Origin of the sequence: Pedobacter yonginensis, from assembly GCF_003173595.1 — a bacterium.
In the GTDB taxonomy this organism is placed as follows: Bacteria; Bacteroidota; Bacteroidia; order Sphingobacteriales; family Sphingobacteriaceae; genus Pedobacter; species Pedobacter yonginense.
Genome location: NZ_QGNZ01000004.1, coordinates 509,164 through 528,022, shown reverse-complemented (window position 1 = coordinate 528,022; position 18,859 = coordinate 509,164). Strand labels below are relative to the sequence as shown.

17 protein-coding genes are annotated in these 18,859 nt (G+C 34.8%); 4 read left to right on the top strand and 13 right to left on the bottom strand.

Annotated elements, in window-relative coordinates; all coding sequences use genetic code 11:
• Positions 1-18: 18 nt before the first annotated feature.
• Positions 19-741 (bottom strand): monofunctional biosynthetic peptidoglycan transglycosylase, encoded by a 723-nt coding sequence (gene mtgA, locus DHW03_RS17195; RefSeq protein ID WP_109927075.1) that lies wholly within the window; start codon positions 739-741, stop codon positions 19-21.
• Positions 742-870: 129 nt separating this feature from the next.
• Here mtgA and DHW03_RS17190 point away from each other — a divergent pair, with 129 nt between their 5' ends.
• Positions 871-1,575 (top strand): SDR family oxidoreductase, encoded by a 705-nt coding sequence (locus tag DHW03_RS17190; RefSeq protein WP_109927231.1) that lies wholly within the window; start codon positions 871-873, stop codon positions 1,573-1,575.
• A 66-nt stretch (positions 1,576-1,641) separates the two neighbouring features.
• Here DHW03_RS17190 and rplI read toward each other — a convergent pair whose 3' ends face one another.
• From rplI to DHW03_RS17140, 10 genes are all read right to left on the bottom strand, one after another.
• Positions 1,642-2,085 carry a 50S ribosomal protein L9 gene (gene rplI / locus DHW03_RS17185; RefSeq protein ID WP_109927074.1) on the bottom strand — a complete coding sequence of 148 codons (444 nt, stop codon included), beginning with the start codon at positions 2,083-2,085 and terminating at the stop codon, positions 1,642-1,644.
• A 13-nt stretch (positions 2,086-2,098) separates the two neighbouring features.
• Positions 2,099-2,362: a 30S ribosomal protein S18 gene (gene rpsR, locus DHW03_RS17180; RefSeq protein WP_010599582.1), complete on the bottom strand. Its 264-nt coding sequence runs from the start codon at positions 2,360-2,362 to the stop codon at positions 2,099-2,101.
• Positions 2,362-2,718: a 30S ribosomal protein S6 gene (gene rpsF, locus DHW03_RS17175; protein ID WP_109927073.1), complete on the bottom strand. Its 357-nt coding sequence runs from the start codon at positions 2,716-2,718 to the stop codon at positions 2,362-2,364. The genes rpsR and rpsF overlap by 1 nt, the downstream gene beginning before the upstream one ends.
• 172 nt (positions 2,719-2,890) lie before the next feature.
• A complete protein-coding gene (locus tag DHW03_RS17170) occupies positions 2,891-4,180 on the bottom strand; it encodes an HlyD family secretion protein (RefSeq protein WP_109927072.1) in 1,290 nt (429 codons plus the stop codon).
• A 2-nt stretch (positions 4,181-4,182) separates the two neighbouring features.
• On the bottom strand, positions 4,183-6,387 hold the full coding sequence (locus DHW03_RS17165) for a peptidase domain-containing ABC transporter (protein ID WP_109927071.1): 2,205 nt from the start codon (positions 6,385-6,387) through the stop codon (positions 4,183-4,185).
• 272 nt (positions 6,388-6,659) lie between these two features.
• Entirely contained in the window at positions 6,660-7,946 is a 1,287-nt protein-coding gene (locus DHW03_RS17160) for a thioredoxin family protein (protein WP_165825455.1), read from the bottom strand.
• 239 nt (positions 7,947-8,185) lie between these two features.
• Positions 8,186-9,358: a TlpA family protein disulfide reductase gene (locus DHW03_RS17155; RefSeq protein WP_109927069.1), complete on the bottom strand. Its 1,173-nt coding sequence runs from the start codon at positions 9,356-9,358 to the stop codon at positions 8,186-8,188.
• A gap of 256 nt (positions 9,359-9,614) precedes the next feature.
• Positions 9,615-10,568, bottom strand: coding sequence for a hypothetical protein (locus tag DHW03_RS17150; RefSeq protein ID WP_133248546.1), 954 nt, complete (start codon positions 10,566-10,568; stop codon positions 9,615-9,617).
• Positions 10,569-10,638: 70 nt separating this feature from the next.
• The gene (locus tag DHW03_RS17145) at positions 10,639-10,842 is read right to left on the bottom strand and encodes a hypothetical protein (RefSeq protein ID WP_109927067.1); all 204 of its coding nucleotides are present in this window, start codon (positions 10,840-10,842) and stop codon (positions 10,639-10,641) included.
• A gap of 175 nt (positions 10,843-11,017) precedes the next feature.
• Positions 11,018-12,598: a thioredoxin domain-containing protein gene (locus tag DHW03_RS17140; RefSeq protein WP_109927066.1), complete on the bottom strand. Its 1,581-nt coding sequence runs from the start codon at positions 12,596-12,598 to the stop codon at positions 11,018-11,020.
• Positions 12,599-13,884: 1,286 nt separating this feature from the next.
• Between DHW03_RS17140 and DHW03_RS17130 the strand changes: the two genes are divergently transcribed.
• Positions 13,885-14,568, top strand: a complete 684-nt coding sequence (locus DHW03_RS17130; protein ID WP_109927064.1) for a LytR/AlgR family response regulator transcription factor — start codon at positions 13,885-13,887, stop codon at positions 14,566-14,568.
• Between the two features lie 200 nt (positions 14,569-14,768).
• On the opposite strand, the gene DHW03_RS17125 is transcribed toward DHW03_RS17130, so the two are convergent.
• A complete protein-coding gene (locus tag DHW03_RS17125) occupies positions 14,769-15,305 on the bottom strand; it encodes a hypothetical protein (RefSeq protein WP_109927063.1) in 537 nt (178 codons plus the stop codon).
• A gap of 176 nt (positions 15,306-15,481) precedes the next feature.
• Here DHW03_RS17125 and DHW03_RS17120 point away from each other — a divergent pair, with 176 nt between their 5' ends.
• Together DHW03_RS17120 and DHW03_RS17115 are read left to right on the top strand one after the other, a co-directional pair.
• Complete coding sequence (locus DHW03_RS17120) at positions 15,482-16,354, top strand: AraC family transcriptional regulator (protein ID WP_109927062.1); 873 nt, start codon at positions 15,482-15,484, stop codon at positions 16,352-16,354.
• Positions 16,355-16,426: 72 nt separating this feature from the next.
• Positions 16,427-18,259 carry a DNA polymerase III subunit gamma/tau gene (locus DHW03_RS17115; protein WP_109927061.1) on the top strand — a complete coding sequence of 611 codons (1,833 nt, stop codon included), beginning with the start codon at positions 16,427-16,429 and terminating at the stop codon, positions 18,257-18,259.
• Between the two features lie 118 nt (positions 18,260-18,377).
• On the opposite strand, the gene DHW03_RS17110 is transcribed toward DHW03_RS17115, so the two are convergent.
• Positions 18,378-18,785 carry a hypothetical protein gene (locus DHW03_RS17110; protein WP_109927060.1) on the bottom strand — a complete coding sequence of 136 codons (408 nt, stop codon included), beginning with the start codon at positions 18,783-18,785 and terminating at the stop codon, positions 18,378-18,380.
• Positions 18,786-18,859 lie beyond the last annotated feature (74 nt).

Genomic DNA, 18,859 nt, shown 5'->3' with positions numbered 1-18,859 from the left:
CTTAGAGGTCGATCTTCATTAAAAATCGAGTGGCCCCAACCTTCTCATATTTCTTAAAATTAGATATTGCCTGTGCCGAATATAAGGCGTGGCGTTGTTGGGTGTCCACCTTCTCGGATTTGGAAAGCAGGAGGCAATTAATGCGGCCTGATTTTTAGTGAGTTTAGTGCAGGATTTGCCATAATATTCTTGCGCGGCAGCTTCAGCACCATAAATGCCATCGCCCATTTCAATCACATTTAAATAAACTTCTAAAATTCTTTCTTTACTCCAAAAAATCTCGATTAACAAGGTAAAATAAGCCTCAAAACCTTTCCTAATCCACGATCTGCCTGGCCAAAGGAAAACGTTTTTTGCCGTTTGCTGAGAAATAGTACTTCCCCCCTTCACTTTTTTTCCTTTTGCATTACTAGCGAAGGCTTTTTCGATGGCTTTAACATCGAAACCTATATGCTTCAAAAAAAGTTGGTCTTCTGCCGAAACTGCTGCTCTTTTCATATTGTCAGACATGTTTTCAAATTTAACCCACTTTTTCTCCGTTTTAAATGGCTTACCATCCGCCTTGCGTTCAATATTCCTTAATACCATCAATAGTGTTATGGGTGGATTGATGAAACGTAAGGCAATAACCCAAAAAATAGATACCAATAAAAAATACAAAAATACTTTAGTGGCAATATTGGTTATCTTCTTTAAAAGTGGATGCTTTGCTTTGGTTTTAGATCGAGTAGTTTTGGTCATGCTTCAAAGTTAATAAAATCTAAATGTCTGTATAATTTTTACAATCAGGGTAATTACATTCATTTAACCATATTTGAATTGTTATTAAACATATTTGCCTTTCAATCGTTAAAATCAAAAAGAATTATCATGAGCATAAAAGTAGCCCTCATAACAGGAGGAAGTAAAGGAATAGGTTTTGGTATTGCCGAAGCACTTTTAAAGGATGGTTATAAAGTAGCCATTAGCAGTAGAACGCTGGATGCGGCAAATGCTGCAGCTTCACAATTGGTTGCGCATGGCGACATTTTAGCCATAGAAGCGGATGTAAAAGACTACCAGTCACAACAAGAGGCAGTTAATCTCATTATTGAAAAATGGGGACAACTAGATGTGTTAATTGCCAATGCTGGTGTTGGGCATTTCGCACCGATTGAAGATTTGGATGTAGCCCTTTGGAATGAAACGATAGACACCAACCTTACAGGTGTTTTTTACAGCATTAAGGCCGGTTTAGCAGAGATTAAAAAAACTAAAGGCTATATTTTTACCATATCGAGTTTGGCCGGCACAAACTTTTTTGCAGGGGGTTCTGCCTACAATGCCAGTAAATTTGGCTTAACTGGCTTTACACAATCGATTATGCTGGATTTGAGAAGCCACGGAATAAAAGTTAGTACCATTATGCCAGGTTCGGTTGCTACCCACTTTAACGATCACAATCCGAATGCGGAAGAAGATGCTTGGAAAATCCAGCCAGAAGATATGGGTAAACTCGTTGTAGATTTATTAGCCATGCCTGCGAGAACTTTACCAAGTAAGATTGAGATTAGACCAACTACACCAAAAGGGTAAATAAGTGCATAAAAAAAGTCCTTTCAAAAAAATGAAAGGACTTTTTTTATGATTTTTAAAGAATGCTTATTCAGCAATTACTTCAAAAGGAACTTGAACTTTAACTTCTTTGTGTAAGTTTAAGTTAGCAACATATTCGCCAACAAATTTAGGTTCAGTTTCGAAAGTAATACGACGACGATCTACATCAAAGCCTTGCGCTTTTAATGCTTCAGCAATCTGGATGGTATTAACCGCTCCGAAGATTTTTCCGCTTTCGCCAGCTTTAGCACCGATAGAAAGTTTAACGGACGTTAAACGCTCAGCAATACCTTCAGCATCTTTCTTAATTTTATCTTGTTTAAAAGCAGCTTGCTTTAAATTTTCAGCTAAAACTTTTTTAGCAGAAGAAGTAGCCAAAGCGCCAAATCCTTGAGGGATTAAATAGTTACGACCATAACCTGGTTTTACATTAACTACATCATCTTTCTCGCCAAGGCCTTTAATATCTTGTTTTAAAATAATTTCCATATCTCTGAGCCTCCTATTTTAATTGATCTGCAACGAAAGGTAACAAACCGATGTGACGAGCACGTTTAACTGCTTGAGCCACTTTACGTTGGAATTTTAACGAAGTACCAGTTAAACGGCGCGGTAATAATTTACCTTGATCGTTAATAAATTTCAACAAGAAATTTGCATCCTTGTAATCGATGTATTTAATGCCGTTTTTCTTGAAACGGCAATATTTTTTACGGTTATCCTCTACTTTAGGGGCGGTTACGTATTGTATTTGTTCTCTTGCCATTACGCTGCAACCTCCTTAGTTTTTTTGTTAAACGCACCACTACGTTTTTTCTCATTGTAAGCAACAGCGTGTTTATCTAAACGGATAGTTAAGAAACGTAACACACGCTCATCGCGTTTTAATTGAAGCTCTAATTTTGCGATCAAATCACCTGAAGCTTTGTATTCAGTTAAGTTGAAGAATCCGTTTGATTTTTTCTCAATCGGATACGCTAATTTTCTCAAACCCCAATTATCCTCTTGGATAATTTCGGCACCGTTATCTACAAGAACAGCTTTGAATTTGGCTAATGCCTCTTTCGATGCTTCCTCAGATAACAATGGGGTTAGAACGATAACAGTTTCGTACTGATTCATTGTTATAAATTATGTTTTTAATTTGTTAATCCCGAGGTATATTACGGGGTTGCAAAAGTAGCAATATATTTCTTAAAATCAAACCTTTAATTAGAAAAAGGTTCGATTGCTGCTTCATTTACATCAAATCCTGAGGCATGGATAAAAAACTAATAATCCTCAATTTAATTTCCTACTTAAAGATATTCCTAAATTGATAAAAAAAGCGCTCCAATAACCTCAAATCTTCAGTTACAATTTCTGCAGACCCACGTAATTCTTTGTCAAACTCAAGTTCCTTTTTTTGTGAGGTTTCAAGATTGTTAGGCAATTCGGCCTCAATAAAATAATTACCATCCTTATCAGGCGCTAATGAAATGTTCTTAATTCTTCCCTCCACTGTTCCAAACTGCTGATATGGATAATTATCCAGCTTTATTATAATTCTCTGCCCGGTTTTGATTTTCCCCGTGTTAGCCGCTGGAACAATTAATTTACCAATTAAAGATTTCGTACTTGTAGGCAAAATAACGAAAACAACTTCTCCTGACTTTACAAACTGATTTTCGCCCCAATACTGTTGAAAGCTCACTTTTCCATCAATAGAAGAGGTAAGTAAATACATATGCTCCCAATCTTTTAATGATTTTTTGAGCTGATCTAAAGACTGTAGTGTTTCAACTAAAAAATTGGTATCATCTTTTTGTTTTGAAATGGAGCTACCGTGTATGTTTTTTTTGGTGGCCGAAATTGCATTGGCTTGTGACGAAAGAGATATATCGACACTTTGCAGCGCTTGTTGAGCCTGTAGCAACGCAATTTTCTTCTGCTCAAATTCAACCGCTGAAATTACTCCATTATTAAATAATTTTTGATGCCTATTGTAATCTTGTTCAGCTAAATTCAATTTGACTTGCTCTAATTTTCTTTGAATAATTAAGTGTTGCATTTGAGCAGATTGTTCGGATAATGTTTCTTGTCCAGCAACTGTTTCTACCTTGTAAGGCTGTAACTTTTGTTGCAAAACGTACTGCAAATAGGATTTCTCAAACTGAATAAAAGCTGGCTGTATTTCACCCAATTGGAGGGTTCTTAATTTATTTATTGGAAAATGAAATACTTCGAAATTAGGTTTCAGCGTATCTAAAACAGATTTCAGCATCAAAATATGCTGATAGTTAGCGCTCGTTTCAAAGTTGGCCAACACCTGTCCCGCTCGTACAGTTTGTTGGTTTCGAATTAAAATTCTTTCTAATTTACCATTTGTTCTTGCCTCAAGTTTTTCTGGCGGATATTGCGTTGTAATTTGCACCTGGGCAGGAATAAATTCTGGGTATTTTACAATCCAGGATGCAATCAAAATTAAAATTAAGAAGGTAAAAATAACCGTAATTCCCCAACGAATCATCCAAGATGGAGGTTCGCTTAGTACCTCATGAACGGCTTCAGAACGAAGCTGTAATTCATCTAATTTATCTTGCATATTTAATTTCCTAACTCTAATTGATTTTTAACCAATCTATAATATTCACCTCTCAATGCAACTAAATCCTTATGTGTGCCTTCCTCAATAATCTTTCCCTTATCCATAACAATAATTTTATCGGCGTGCTTAACCGTGCTTAGCCTATGGGCTACAATAACAGCCGTCTTGTTTTTTAAAAACTCATTTAAATTTTCGATAATTACCTTTTCTGTATTTGCATCTAATGCAGATGTTGCTTCATCAAAGAAAATATATGCAGGGTTTTTATATACAGCTCTTGCAATTAATATTCTTTGCCTTTGTCCTCCACTCATTCCAATCCCTTCGTTTCCAATTTTCGAGTTGTAACTGAGCGGTAAACTTTCAATGTATTCCTTTATGTTGGCTGTTTCTACAGCTTGCAACAATCGTTTTTTATCGATAAAGTCTTCGCCTATAGCAATATTGTTGGCAATTGTATCATTAAAGATGAAGCCATCCTGCATCACTACTCCACAGAGATCTCGCCAAGACTTTTGAGAAAGATTTATTAAATTATGATGACCGACCTTAACCTCTCCAACAACAGGATCGTAAAATTTCATTAACAACTTCATCAAGGTAGTTTTACCGCTTCCACTAGCACCTACGATAGCTGTAGTTTTCTGTTTTGGAATAACAAAACTAATGTTATCCACCACAAAGTCTGGCGAACCTGTATATCTAAAACTTAGGTTTTTAAGTTCAATATCTGCAATTTCTATATCGTGTATTTTATCTGTTGATCCATCTGGAGATAGTGGTTCTTCATCTTGTTTATCGTGAATTTCTCCCAGTCTTTCTAAACTTATTTTGGCATCTTGCATTTGTCTAAAAAAGTTTACCATTTGAGATAATGGAGCATCTAATTGTCCAATGATATATTGAACGGAAAGCATCATACCTAAGGTTAGGTCGCCCTTAATTACCAATGAAGCTGATAAAAATGTGATGACAATGTTTTTCAATTGATTAATCAGGCTCGATCCGACACTTTGATATTGCTCCAGGGTAAGGGCCTGCATTCCAACTTTAAAAAGCTTGATTTGGACAAATTCCCAAGCCCAACGCTTCTGTTTCTCGGCATTATGAATTTTAATCTCCTGCATTCCGTTTACCAGTTCGATCACTTTGCTTTGTTCTTCTGAAACCTGCGAAAATCGTTTATAATCTAGCTCTCTTCTCTTTTTAAGGAAAAACAATATCCAACCTAAGTAGCATAAGCTTGAAAATAAAAAAACCAAGAATATATATATATTGTAATAAGCTAAAATACAACTGAATACAATGAAATTGAACAACGAAAAAAGCGTACTTAATGTAGCATTTGTGAGAAATTGCTCAATTCTGTGGTGATCATTTATGCGTTGCATGATATCGCCTGTCATGCGTGTATCGAAAAAGCCAATGGGTAGTTTCATTAGCTTAATGAAAAAATCAGATACTATTGAGATATTTATTCGAGTACTTAAATGAAGCAGTATCCAACTTCTGATAATTTCTATGGATGAACTGCCTATAAATAACATAACCTGGGCCGCAAGAACCAAGTAAATAAAATTCAAATCTTGATTCTGAATTCCAATATCTACAATACTTTGAGTAAGAAAAGGAAAAATTAATGAAAATAAACTACCAGCAGCTAAACCAATAATTAACTGTAAAACCAGGCTTTTGTACTTATTTAAGTATGCAAAAAGGAAGGAAAAACTAGTTTTAGAATTCGTATCCTCCCAAATGCTCTTGCTGAATTTTGGAGTGGTTTCTAACAATAAAGCAACACCCTCTTCAGTTTTTTCATGTGCATTATTACCAATCCAAAATTTTAAAAATTCCTGTTTACTGTAGGTTATAAGCCCGTAGCTTGGATCGGATATATGAACCTTATCCTGTTTATCAATTTTATAAACCACCACAAAATGCACTTTATTCCAATGCACAATACATGGCATTGACACCTCATTTTTCAGTATTTCAAAATTAATCTTTACACCTAAAGATTTAAAACCAATATTTTCCGCAGCATCGCTTAGGCCTAACAAACTGCTGCCCTCTCTCGTGGTTTCGCTTAAATTTCGAACCTGCTGTAAGGGGATAACTTTATTATAATATTTAGCAACTATCCTTAAGCAGGTAGGGCCGCAATCTTTAGAATCTGGCTGTTTGTAAAATGGGAATTTTTTCAATTATCAATTTAATTATTTTGTATGTTTTGATGTAAATCAAGGAAGTTGTTAACAGAATAGTGTACCCACCTATATAGCAGTTACATCGCTTGGGCCTAGCCTTATTAGAGTTAAAAAATATTTCTAATTTTTTAGAGATCCTCAATGCCAATCCTCATTTTCAGTACATTCCATGACCGAATATGCTGTGTCTTATCTATCTGATTGAGGTATCGCCTCAGAACGTTCCGTTACAATATTAGCCGAAGGAAATCAGGTAGATAGCCGATGAGTTAATCATCCCACCTGCTCTTGCCCATCTGCATTTTTTTAATCGCATTTTCAATTGATTTATTTTGGTAAGAATCGGCCTCACTTTTATGAGCCTCTAGCTCAAACACGGCTTCTTTAGTTTTACCAATCTTAAAAAGTAAGTCTGATTTTGTCCAGAAACTATATTTGCTTACAGGGAGGGATTTTACATCATACCAATTTAATACGTTCATAATTAATTTTTGATCATCACAACCAAATAAAATGTCCTGAGCCGCTCTCTCAAAAGTTTTATTGGTTAAGATGTTTTGACGTAATTGAGAGGTGATTACTTTTATAAGGTTTTCCCATTCCTTGTTCCAACTATAGTAGTTCAATTTAGTATAGTTTATTATGCTTGATGAAAATTTCGGATATCTCCTATCCATTATTTTTTTCAACTCACTCCAATTAACACTTCTTTTAATTTCACCACTATAAATTGTCATCATTGCCTCTGGCTTAAATTCAGCTTTCCCTCTTACTCTGATGTGAGAAATAGCGACTTCATTGAAAACAATTTCTGAAACTATATCTTCAGCTTTACCTTTACCTACCACCGCATTAATTCTTTGTGGATAACGGGATAACAGATTAAAACCTATGTCTGTACTTTTCTTTGTTGCCATTACAATAAATTCAATATTCTTTTTTGTCAAAAGATTTTTTTGGGTTTTGAGATAGCTGTTTATATAAGTATTCAGCTTAACATAATCATTTACCCTAGTAGCCGTGTTAATAAGCTTCAAAAGAAAATCTGCATCTCGCTTTCCATTATTGTATTGTGTAGTTAGCCCAGTATATTGTGTTTCTGGATGCAGTGCCATCTCAAGCTCACTGATAAAATCGGTAGCATTCCTATAACCCACTATCCTATGGACTATTTCACCGTTTGCACTTAAAATGATAAAAGATGGATAACCCTCCACGCCCAATTCCTTCTCCAATTTCAATGCTTCAGGATATCTGCTTTTGGTTTCTTGACTATCATTTTGTGTAGTATCGCACTGATAACGTGCCGCAATAAAGTTTTTGTTCAATGCAGATGCTACCGAGTCCTGAACAAATATTTCCGACTCCATGCGTTTGCAAGGTGCACACCAAGATGTTTGGAAGTCAAGAAAAATAAATTTATTGGCTTCTGCGGCTTTTAACCTAATTTGCTCCCAACTGAGTTTGTTCTCAAAGTTTGTTTTACTACTGTTATCTTGGGCGCTGACAATTTTCAGTAAGAACAAGAAGCCAATAATTATTATTGATGTCTTCATAAAAGTCATAAGTTTATCTTAATAACGGGGTCCCTTATTTCTAAGTGACCGAAAACTATTTAAGCAGCGCATTTCCATCAACTATTGCAAGTTCCCTTCGCATTACTTGGAACATAGCAGCTGCCACCATGCGAAGTACAATTTTGGTAGTTACAACATTTGTAATAATCTCCACCACTATCAGCCATGATTTTGTGGATTTTTGATCTATTTTTCATATTTTAATTTCTCAGATTTCTTCATTCCTTGAAAAGTTGAGCTAATCTATTTTCTAAATCACTTCCTCGTAAATTAAGGCCAACAACATTTCCTTTACTATCAATAAGGTAATTCGCGGGAATGGCATTTATATTTAATTCTTTTCCTATTCCCGATGCTGCTCCAGGATTAAATAAATTAATGAAATCTTCAATCTTATCTACCTTAATTGCAGTTAACCACTTAAGTTTATCCTTCTCTGCATCGATTGATATGGAAATAATATTAAAACCTTTTTTGTGATATTTTTGATAAGCGAGTTTCAAATTTGGGGCCTCTGCCCTACACGGATTGCACCAACTGGCCCAAAAATCTATCAAAGTATATTTATTCAGCAAATCTTTGCTATTAAGAACTTTATTCTCGGTATTTACAAGTGTAAAAAAAGGCATACGATTTGCCGTTTTTAAGCTCGGTTTCATTTGCTCGGCCAAGTCCTCCATCAAACTTAGCGTATGACTACCATACTTGCTTTTTTTTAAGCTGTCGGGGAATGAATGATAAAGGGTAAAACACTTCTCTATAGGCACAATTGGGATAGATGTAAAATCGTTAAAATTAAACATGGCAACCCTTGAATCTTTATTTTTCTCAATCAAGTAAAATTCTAGTGCCTTTTGCTCACTAAACAACTGTCTTTTAATCTTCTTCTTCTCTTGCTTATTTAAAACATCATTTTTTAACTTCACATCAATAGAGGTAAAAGCACTATCAGTCTTATTCTTATATAGGTAATCGTTTTCATAGAATAAGTTCTGCACTTCATTGAGCTTACCTCCGGTAACGAGAAATTTATTTTTAGAGGAAATGTAAGGAACATTAATGTTTGGCTCCATTATTAGCATTCTGACAAATGGCTTTGAGGGGAACAAGGATTCCTCATTTAAGACTGTGTCCAAATTGCTCAACAATAAAGTCCCCAAACCTATTTCGCCAAACTCGTCTGGTTGTTCTGAAAAATATTCTCCAGTAAACGAAAAAAAACCTTCAATAATTCGTCGCTTACCTATTTGGTTATAGTTATTGTCGAATAAAAATGCATTTTTAAATTTTTGTTCTCCAATCACTTCGCCGTTTAAAATAAACTTCTTTTTTTGTGCATATCCGACCAATCCAAATTGGACTAGATACAGAAATAATAGAATTCTAATCATAGTATTAGATTAATAAAAATATTGTTATGTCGATCAAGGAAACTGTGTAGTGTAGGTTCCTGTCAACGTAGGTTATAAAAGTATTATCTTAGCTTAATACCTCCTTACCCCTTGTTGATGCTATGAAATTCTGAACTTGCTATCGTTGGATGTTAGCTTAGTATTATTATTTCGTGTCGATTATTAAATAAGTAGAGCGGCATCTTTTGTATTGGTATTTAGGTAAAATGTGAATTTCGTTGAAGTAAATTTTTAATTATTTTTTTGGCTCTAGATTAAACAGTAAAAACTTATACAAAGATTTATTTATATCAAAAATCACATCAGTATAGCATCCATTTAAAACATCATCACCAGAAATATAAAACGATAGTCGAACAGGACTAGACTGTGCTATTTGACCAAAGACAGATTGGCTAAATTTCAATTCTTTCGTACTTTTAAACAATAAATCCAGTACATAATTATCCTTAACCCTCACTACTTTAATATTTAAATTAATGATATCGCCTTTTTCATTATGGGAGTTTTGCCTCATTTTTGAATTTGGATAATTTGCCTTGTAGTTGAAGTGAAAGTTATTCTGCTGATTTATAAGCATATTATTTATTAAAAGATTAATCATCTTTTCTTGATCAATCTTCATATCTTCGCTATCAATTCCATTAAAATTAATGATAGCATTTCTTTCTTCATCAACCATTGAAGAAAGATTCTCCTGAGTGCTAAAAACAAAAATACTTAACTGACTATTTAGTATCTTATGTATTCTATCATATAATTCATTAATATTATTAATAATGAGGTCTGGCAAGTCTTTATATATATCATCAGTCTTCATTAACAAAACGTTGTTTGCGCCATTATACAATGAAATGCGATTAAAATATTCAAATCTACCATATGCTACAGCTGGCAAATCATAGAGCTTTTCTGTTCCCATAACTTCTGATTGCACAAACAATTTTAATCTACAAGAATCATTTATTTTTTCACTTTTATCAATCAAAGAGTTGCTTTTTTTTATAGAATCTAAAGCTTTTTTTGTTAAACTATCAATAACCGCTGAAAATTTTGATAAATGATTATCTTGATAGTTTACAGTGTTGATGGTAACATTTACCGCCTTTCCAAGAATTGATGATTGAGCTTTTACCATTAAAAAAAAGAACATCAAAAAAAGGAACAATGATATAAATCTATTACTCATAATTATTTATCAAATGATCGTTATCAAATAAGACGCCCTTTGTTTCCTCAAGGCGTCTTATGATTAAATATTAACAAATGTAAGTTAAAGTGATGCCAGTACATCCTTGATCGCACCCAGCTATTGCCTCATTAAGAGTCGCGTATGTGTTTGGACAAGAATGATTAGTTACGTATGCAAGACAGGCATCTTCCGTAGGAACTTTTCCTCCATTAACATTTTTTAGCTGTTCACGACTTAAAACATTTTCATTTGTAAACTTGGCTTTTTTCATAATTCAAATTTTACTTTTTTTTTAAAGTTATGTTGTCCATTCACGCAAGGGCAACTTAGGCGATACCGATTTAGTCGGTATTTTTGTTTAGGCTATTCGTTTGCAACCGAAAGGCTTATTTTTGCGCAAAAAATTTTCAATAGGCTATTAGTATAAAGTCATTATTCTAAAAACACTATATAACAAGGTATTTTAAATCATCTACACCATATGGTTCTGGTAATTTATAACCATTAATTAGAATAGTTGGGGTAAATTTCATCTCAGCAATATCACACCAGTTTTTCTGTTTTTCTAACGCCTGGGCAATTTCTCCGTTAAATTTTAAGGGGTACTTTTCAGCAAGTTGCTTGTATTGCAAGCTGTCTTCGTACCAATATCTCAAAATATTTTCTGTCTCTTGCTGGCTATTTACATTCCCATAAGCCGTTAAATGTTGCGCAACTTTCGTTCGTTCATCATTATCATTGTTCGTACTGAATATGATGTTTAGTCTTAAATCATCGCTGGATTCCAGCAAATTCATTATGGACTTATGAGCCTTGCTGCAAGGCCCACAAACAGGGTTGCTGACCATCGTGATGATATTTTCAGCATTAGTGTTACCCAAGGTAATCGGCATCAGGTCATCATGTATGGCATAACGCGGCTGATTCGTAAGCACTTGGTTAAATAGATTAGAATCGTATTTGAATTTTTTCAACTGTTCTTTGATGGGTGCTAACTGTACAGCGTTCAAAAAGAATGGTTTTAAAAAAGCCCAAATTAGAATTGGAGTGAGGAAACATATAACGAAATGAAAGAAGTTTAAAGCTGAAAGACCGAAGCTAAAAGTAAAAAGGCCAAAACCCAAAGCATTAACAAATTCTAACACCAATAGGAACTGCACAACGCAGCAAAGTACACACCATTTTTTAAAGCGCAACTGATAACCAATTGAATAAATGGTATAGGGCAAAGCAAAAACATTTAACCAAGCCAAAAAGTTAATTGATGATGGATTAAAAATAAGTTGTAGCAATGACCCAGCAAAATAGAAAAACCCTACCTCGCTCCAACTTAACCAACTGGTAATTTTGGAAGCATCTGATTTTAGGATTGCATTACAATCATTTTTACCGCCTAAACCGCATAAGTTTTTTATTAATGGATTATTGGAATTAATGCTTTGCATCAATAATAAAATAGACACACAAAGTCCTAAAAACTTAACTAAACACAGTACTACACTAGGCCATGAAAATGATGCGGAGCCTAATACAAAAAACAACGTACTCAGAACCAATAGAGAACCGAGTGGTAGAACAAGGCCTTGGAGAAAAAACTTTAGATAGTTATCCCAGAAATTTACTTCTCCACTTTGCGCAGTCTTTTCCGCATGCAAGGCAATGCCATCCCATCGTTTCAAAAACTCCTCTTCAGTTATATTAGCGCTCTTATTATGCTCATCCGTAAAAGTTACAATTCCGTCGTTTATATGGGTAACTATAAGTAATTTGCCGTTATCTTCCTTACAATGAGCCAAGAAAGGGAACAATAAGTCTTCAGGATCATAGTCTGAACGCGAGATATTATATCCTTGATTGACTATTTTAAACTCCGTCAAACAATCACTAATACTTAATAAGCTTGGATAGTCGGGATGGTTTTTTAAAGATTCTGAAATCGTTTTCTTATTAACCTTTACGCCAATTAATTGTATAAGTTTTTGGGTAACGAATTCTACATTTGTAATTTGAGCATTAAAAAAGTTCATCTCCTGTTAATTTGGTTAGCAGCTTCAAAAATTGGATATACCACAATTGCTGGGATGTAAAACGCCTAAGGGATTTTGGCAGATATTGGCTTTTCGAAAAACCAATAATCGAAAGTGGAAAAAGTTTTTTAGAAATTTTAAGTTTTTATTCCAAATGCCCAAAATATTATTCAAAATCGAAATTTTCGAAATCTTATCTAAAATATTCTTTTATATTCCTATTCACTGCCTAAAGATCCGGTACTGCCACTATCTCAACCACTGATTGCTCTTACTTCAGTTGTTAATGAAATTCCTTAGCAGCTGTAATTAATATTGGATAAATTAGAGCTAAAAAAAACCTGAGTTCTTGTTTTTTATTTATGAATTCTTGAAAAATTGATGGAAAAATTTCTGGATGCCATATCTTCTTTAGGGTTTTACGATTATAGAACAGAGAATTGCCCAATTGAATATTGCCTTCGGCTTGATTAACGATAAAATAATATTTTTGAGTTTGGCATCATAAGTCTGAGCATATGCATTAAGGAAATTTGTATAATTAAAATGGCAAAAATATAGAAGATTCCTCATGATTATTTTTAAAGAATAAAAATTAGGCTTGTGTTAGAGATAACTAGACGGGAATAACTGAAAAGTGGTACCAATTCTGATACCACTTTATTTTAAGACCCCACCTAGCACCGCGGAGAGTCAAGTTGGACTATCGAAGAGTTAAATAGCCCAGACGTATCAACGATTAAACTCCTCGTAGTCGTCTTAATACATACTGAAGTGCTGTCTGTTGAAGGAGTTGTTCCTGCTCTGGTAACTGTTCCGTCACTTACAAAACCTTGCCCGCCGAATACATTCTTCATTTCAGCCCTGCTTATTTCATTCCCTTGAAACTTTTTTAAACTTTCTGAATTTTTCATTTTTGTTTAATTTTTGTGACCGTCTCTTTTTTGGGTTCGACAATTCCCATTATAGTATTTGTAAATTCTAAATATGATATTTCAGCATTATTTTGATTTGGTTAGCAGCTTTAAAAATTGGATATACCACAATTGCTGGGATGTAAAACGCCTAAGGGATTTTGGCAGATATTGGCTCTTTGAAAAACCAATAATCTAATTTGGAAAGAATTTTTTTAAAATTTTAAAGTTTTTATTCCAAATGCCCAAAATATTATTCAAAATCGAAATTTTCAAAATCATATTTAAAATTTTCTTTTATATTCGTATCATTATCAACAACATCCCCTATTCATTTTTCATCCCCATAGCAAAACTTAATTAACTATTTGGATGACATTTTCTTGTATTGTAATTGATGATGATCTTGTTGCAGTAGAGCAATTGGAAGAATTTATTCTTAAAATACCAATGCTTACTCTAAAAAAGAGTTATACCAACGCATTGCTTGCTTTAACCGACATTCAAGCACTCAAAGAACCTATAGATTTCTTATTTACAGATATTGAAATGCCAGAACTAACTGGATTTGAGCTTGCTAAACAGGTATCAACTAAAATCAAAAAACTAGTTTTAGTAAGTGGATATATGAATTACGCCGTCGATGGCTATCCGATTAATGCAAGAGCTTTTTTACATAAGCCCTTCGACTTTAAAAAATTTGAACGGGTTGTATTCAGATTGATTAATGAGTTTAAATCTGAAAATCCGTATGTATTTATTAAGTCAGGTAAGCATTCTATAGTAAAAATGCACCTTAAAGATGTAATTGCTGTTGAAGGAAATGGTAATTACATTAACATTTATACATTGGATGAAACCTTATCTATACATTACAAATTATCCGATATTGAGCAAGAACTTAAACCGTTTAAAATATTTGAAAGGGTAAGTAAGTCTTATATTATTTCAACGGTACATATTGTAAACAAGAAAGGCAACAAAATCCTGCTGAAAAACGGATTGGAAGTGTTGATAAGTGAATCATACAGAGAGGCTTTAAAGTTAGAGTTGTGATATTGCAAAAAGGAATCACTTCCAGCATTTATCCAAATGGTTTAGGATGGTCTACCTGAAAAAATTGTGTCAAAACATGCTTAACAAAAAAAAGGAGATCATCATAAAGACAATCTCCTTTTTGTATTTTCAAATTAGCGGGGATTAATTGGCGTCAACGTTTTTTATAAACGTTTGCTTGTTCGATTTTACGATGAAAGTTAATACTTTAGAATCCGTTTGGCCGGCATAGAATTTTTGGTCACCTGTGCTCTATCTGTAAAAGTTTCAGAATATAATTCTTCATTAAACTCATTAAAAACCTGAACTTTTATTGGGTTCTTATCTTTACTTTCTACATTAAGGGTAATTACCTTATCGTTTTTGGTAATCACCGGTTTTAAAACCTCTGTTACGGTTGGTGCAGATACCAAGGCTAAACCATTTCCAATTACCACATCATATTCGGCCAATTTACTGCCTGTCTCTACTTTTAAAGTGTAGTTCCCATCAGGAAATTCTTCTAAATTATAGGTTTTGGTAGAAGGCGCGTCAGTGTGGATTTTTTCTTCGAATAATTTTTCTTCGCCACTTCCGTATAAAGAAAGGGTAATGTCATTAGCCTCGTTGATGAAAAAACGAATGTTCTTTTCTTTCTCATTCTTCACTTTTAAAGTGAAAACATCATCATTTGCAGATGCGCCTGAAGCCGAGAAAAAGATTATTGCGATTAAGCCGATTTTTAAGAAATTTTTCATAACCAAATTGTTTAAAATGTGTGTGATGATTTGATAATGCTAAATTAAGTACAGGCCTGATTAATAGTGAATTGCATATTTTCCTATTTCTATGCTATATTACCCTAAAAATTATCATAATAATGTATACAGAACAATAAAGTATATTTTTTTTAGTTAAGTTTGAGTGATAAATCATGAAAACATTAAAACCCAGTTTCGAAGCCATAGAACCATCTTTTGGGAGTTCTTTCCGATACGCTAAGTATGTGCAAAATGCCAACAACATGGCCCATCTTTGGCATTACCATCCTGAGGTTGAGATGGTTTACGTAAATGGTGGCGCAGGCAAAAGACAAATTGGAAGTCATGTTTCTTACTATACTGAGGGCGATTTGATTTTGATTGGTAGCAATTTGCCCCATTGCGGTTTTACAGACACCAACACGGGCAACAAAAATGAAACTGTAATTCAAATGATGCCCGATTTTTTGGGAGACGATTTTTTAAACTTAAAGGAGATTGTGGGCATAAAAGCGCTTTTTGATAAAGCCAAAGGCGGAATTGCTTTCGGGATGGAAACTAAATTGGCGGTAGGTAAACGTATTGAAATGATGGATGAGCAAGGCCCCTTTAACAAGCTACTTACTTTGATTGGCGTTTTGAAAGAACTGGAAAGCACAAATGATTACAAAATTTTGAATGCCGCAGGTTTTTCAATGGAAATGCAGGTACAGGATAACGACCGCATTAACATGGTTTTTAATTATGTGAAAGATCACTTTCAAAATCAAATTAGTTTAGAGGCGGTTGCCGAAATGGCGAGCATGACGGTGCCTTCATTTTGTAGATACTTTAAAAAAATCACCAAAAAAACCTTTACTCGCTTCGTAAATGAATATCGGGTGGTGCACGCATCTAAATTGTTGGCCGAAAAACCCATCAGCATTGCTAACATTTCGTTTGAAAGTGGTTTCAATAACTTTAGCCATTTCAATAAAATATTTAAAGAATTTACCGGCAAAAGTGCTTCACAATACCGACACGAATTAAAATCGGTGATTAAATAGTTCCGAATCAACTTTTCAACATTCCAACTTCAGCACATTTCAACTCCATAAAAAATTCCTATTTTCGTGCCGATGGAAAATTTTATTGTTTCTGCCCGTAAATACCGCCCGGCTACGTTCGAAACCGTTGTGGGGCAACAGCATATTACAGGCACGCTTAAAAATGCCATCAAAAACAATCAACTCGCACAAGCATTTTTATTTTGCGGACCCAGAGGTGTAGGTAAAACCACCTGTGCCAGGATTTTAGCCAAAACGATTAACTGTACCAACCCTACAGCAGATATTGAGGCTTGCGGACAATGCGAAAATTGCGTTTCTTTCCAAACCGGTCATTCTTTCAACATACATGAGCTAGATGCGGCATCAAATAACTCGGTTGATGATATTCGGAGTTTGATTGAGCAAGTACGCATACCCCCACAAGCCGGAAAGTATAAAATCTATATCATTGATGAGGTGCACATGCTCTCGGCCAATGCATTTAATGCTTTCCTTAAAACGCTAGAAGAACCACCATCTTACGCCATTTTCATCTTAGCTACAACTGAGAAACACAAAATCTTGCCGACGATCTTATCCCGATGCCAGATTTTTGATTTCAACAGAATACAGGTAGAAGATATTTCGAGTCATTTGGCTACCATCGCTCAGCGAGAAAGCATCGCATACGAACCTGATGGTTTGCACATCATAGCACAAAAAGCCGATGGTGGTTTGCGCGATGCGCTTTCCATGTTCGACCAAATTGCCAGTTACGCCAATAAAAACATCACTTATAAATCCGTAATTGATAACCTAAATATTTTAGATTACGATTACTTTTTTAAACTCACCAACCACCTCACCGCAGCAGAGGTTAGTGATACCTTACTGTTATTCGATGAAATTTTGAATAATGGCTTCGATGGAAACAACTTTATAAACGGACTTGCCACACATTTCCGTAATTTGTTGGTGGGTAAAGATGCCGCTACCATTAAACTTTTAGAGGTTAGCGAAAACATTAAGCAGAAATATTTAGATCAATGCAGGAAAACGGAACTCTCCTTTTTGCTAACGGCACTTAACTTAGCCAATACCTGCGATTTAAATTACAAAAACTCAAAAAACCAAAGGCTCCAAGTAGAACTTGCATTGATTAAGATGTGCCACATCCGATCTGTAGTTCAACTCGCCCAACAGCCTTTAAACACAGATAATACAGCAACTGATTCCGATCAGGATAAAAAAAAAACTAATGTCGTAGCCGAGAAAGCACCACAGGCAGAAAGTTTAATCTCAAAATCAGAGAGTGAAAGTTTATCCAATCCAGCCAAAAAACTTCCTGAAACAGAAGTCCCTTTAAGTAAATCTGTTGAAGAGAAACCTAAAGAGACGCCCAGGCAAAGCACCATGCCTTCTGCATCCTCCATCAGCATCAATATCCCAAAGGTTAATGCAGCCAGCACACTCATTCCATCTTTAAACGATTTAAATCGGGTGGCCAATGGCGAGGAAGATAATGGACCCAAGAAAGCCACCGGCGATGCCAGAGAGGCATTCAGTTATGATCGGCTACTGGAAGTTTGGAACAACTATATTAAAATACTTAAAGGGGCAGATAAAATTAACCTATTTACCATCTTAAATAACTTTCCGCCAACACTTCTAAATCCCACGTTGATCGAGATTTCGGTCGAGAGCAAAACACAAGAACAGTTGGTGCAGCAAGAGTCAGTAGAACTCATGAATTTTTTACGTCATCAGTTGCAAAATTTCGCCGTTGACATTACTTTTAAACTTGTTGAGCGTAAAATTGAAAATAGGCTGTACGGAAACCGAGAAAAGTACGACTATTTGGTAAACAAAAATCCCAAGCTTGATGATTTACGCAGGCGGTTTAATCTGGATATCAATCCATAGCATACATTTTCTTACACCCTAATACCAAAAAAGCAGGACAATATCTGGTATCATCCTGCTTCCTTAATTATGATTGTTTTTCGTCAAATAACCATCGTTAAGATGGCGATCGCTGTGACTATTTTTCGGGTTCGTCGTTAATTGGATAACCTTCTTCATCCAGGTCGTCGCGGTTATCTTCTGGTGTGCGGGCCAAAATTTCATCTTCAGGACTCAGTTTTACACTTTCACCGTTATCTACATGCATACCCAACTCCTCTAAATTATCATTTGCAATTTCTTCATCGCTTGCATATTCATCACCTACATAAGGGTTGGCTTCGTCATAAGTAGAATCATCATCCTTCGCACCAACGGCAACCGTTTCATATCCCATAGGGTGGTCGTAATCTGCATCCTCTCCTTTTACATCCAGCTCATAGCTTTGCTTGGTTTCATCGTAAGAAAGGTTTTCTTTGTTAATTTCGCTATTTTCTGTAGTGCTATGTATTTTATCGTTCGATCCTTGATTTTCGTTATTTGCCATGGTATTGGTCTCCTTTATTTTATATGAAGATAACAAATCGAGGGCAATAAGGTTTGTTTTCAAAGCAAGTTAAT

Excerpts from the sequence above, each read along its gene's own strand:
- DHW03_RS17150 (WP_133248546.1), bottom strand. The coding sequence starts at position 10,568 with ATGAGTAATAGATTTATATCATTGTTCCTTTTTTTGATGTTCTTTTTT.
- rpsR (WP_010599582.1), bottom strand. The coding sequence starts at position 2,362 with ATGGCAAGAGAACAAATACAATACGTAACCGCCCCTAAAGTAGAGGAT.
- DHW03_RS17160 (WP_165825455.1), bottom strand. The coding sequence starts at position 7,946 with ATGAAGACATCAATAATAATTATTGGCTTCTTGTTCTTACTGAAAATT.
- rpsF (WP_109927073.1), bottom strand. The coding sequence starts at position 2,718 with ATGAATCAGTACGAAACTGTTATCGTTCTAACCCCATTGTTATCTGAG.
- DHW03_RS17170 (WP_109927072.1), bottom strand. The coding sequence starts at position 4,180 with ATGCAAGATAAATTAGATGAATTACAGCTTCGTTCTGAAGCCGTTCAT.
- mtgA (WP_109927075.1), bottom strand. The coding sequence starts at position 741 with ATGACCAAAACTACTCGATCTAAAACCAAAGCAAAGCATCCACTTTTA.
- DHW03_RS17115 (WP_109927061.1), top strand. The coding sequence starts at position 16,427 with ATGGAAAATTTTATTGTTTCTGCCCGTAAATACCGCCCGGCTACGTTC.
- DHW03_RS17140 (WP_109927066.1), bottom strand. The coding sequence starts at position 12,598 with ATGAACTTTTTTAATGCTCAAATTACAAATGTAGAATTCGTTACCCAA.
- DHW03_RS17110 (WP_109927060.1), bottom strand. The coding sequence starts at position 18,785 with ATGGCAAATAACGAAAATCAAGGATCGAACGATAAAATACATAGCACT.
- DHW03_RS17155 (WP_109927069.1), bottom strand. The coding sequence starts at position 9,358 with ATGATTAGAATTCTATTATTTCTGTATCTAGTCCAATTTGGATTGGTC.
- DHW03_RS17145 (WP_109927067.1), bottom strand. The coding sequence starts at position 10,842 with ATGAAAAAAGCCAAGTTTACAAATGAAAATGTTTTAAGTCGTGAACAG.
- DHW03_RS17190 (WP_109927231.1), top strand. The coding sequence starts at position 871 with ATGAGCATAAAAGTAGCCCTCATAACAGGAGGAAGTAAAGGAATAGGT.
- DHW03_RS17125 (WP_109927063.1), bottom strand. The coding sequence starts at position 15,305 with ATGAAAAATTTCTTAAAAATCGGCTTAATCGCAATAATCTTTTTCTCG.
- DHW03_RS17120 (WP_109927062.1), top strand. The coding sequence starts at position 15,482 with ATGAAAACATTAAAACCCAGTTTCGAAGCCATAGAACCATCTTTTGGG.
- DHW03_RS17130 (WP_109927064.1), top strand. The coding sequence starts at position 13,885 with ATGACATTTTCTTGTATTGTAATTGATGATGATCTTGTTGCAGTAGAG.
- rplI (WP_109927074.1), bottom strand. The coding sequence starts at position 2,085 with ATGGAAATTATTTTAAAACAAGATATTAAAGGCCTTGGCGAGAAAGAT.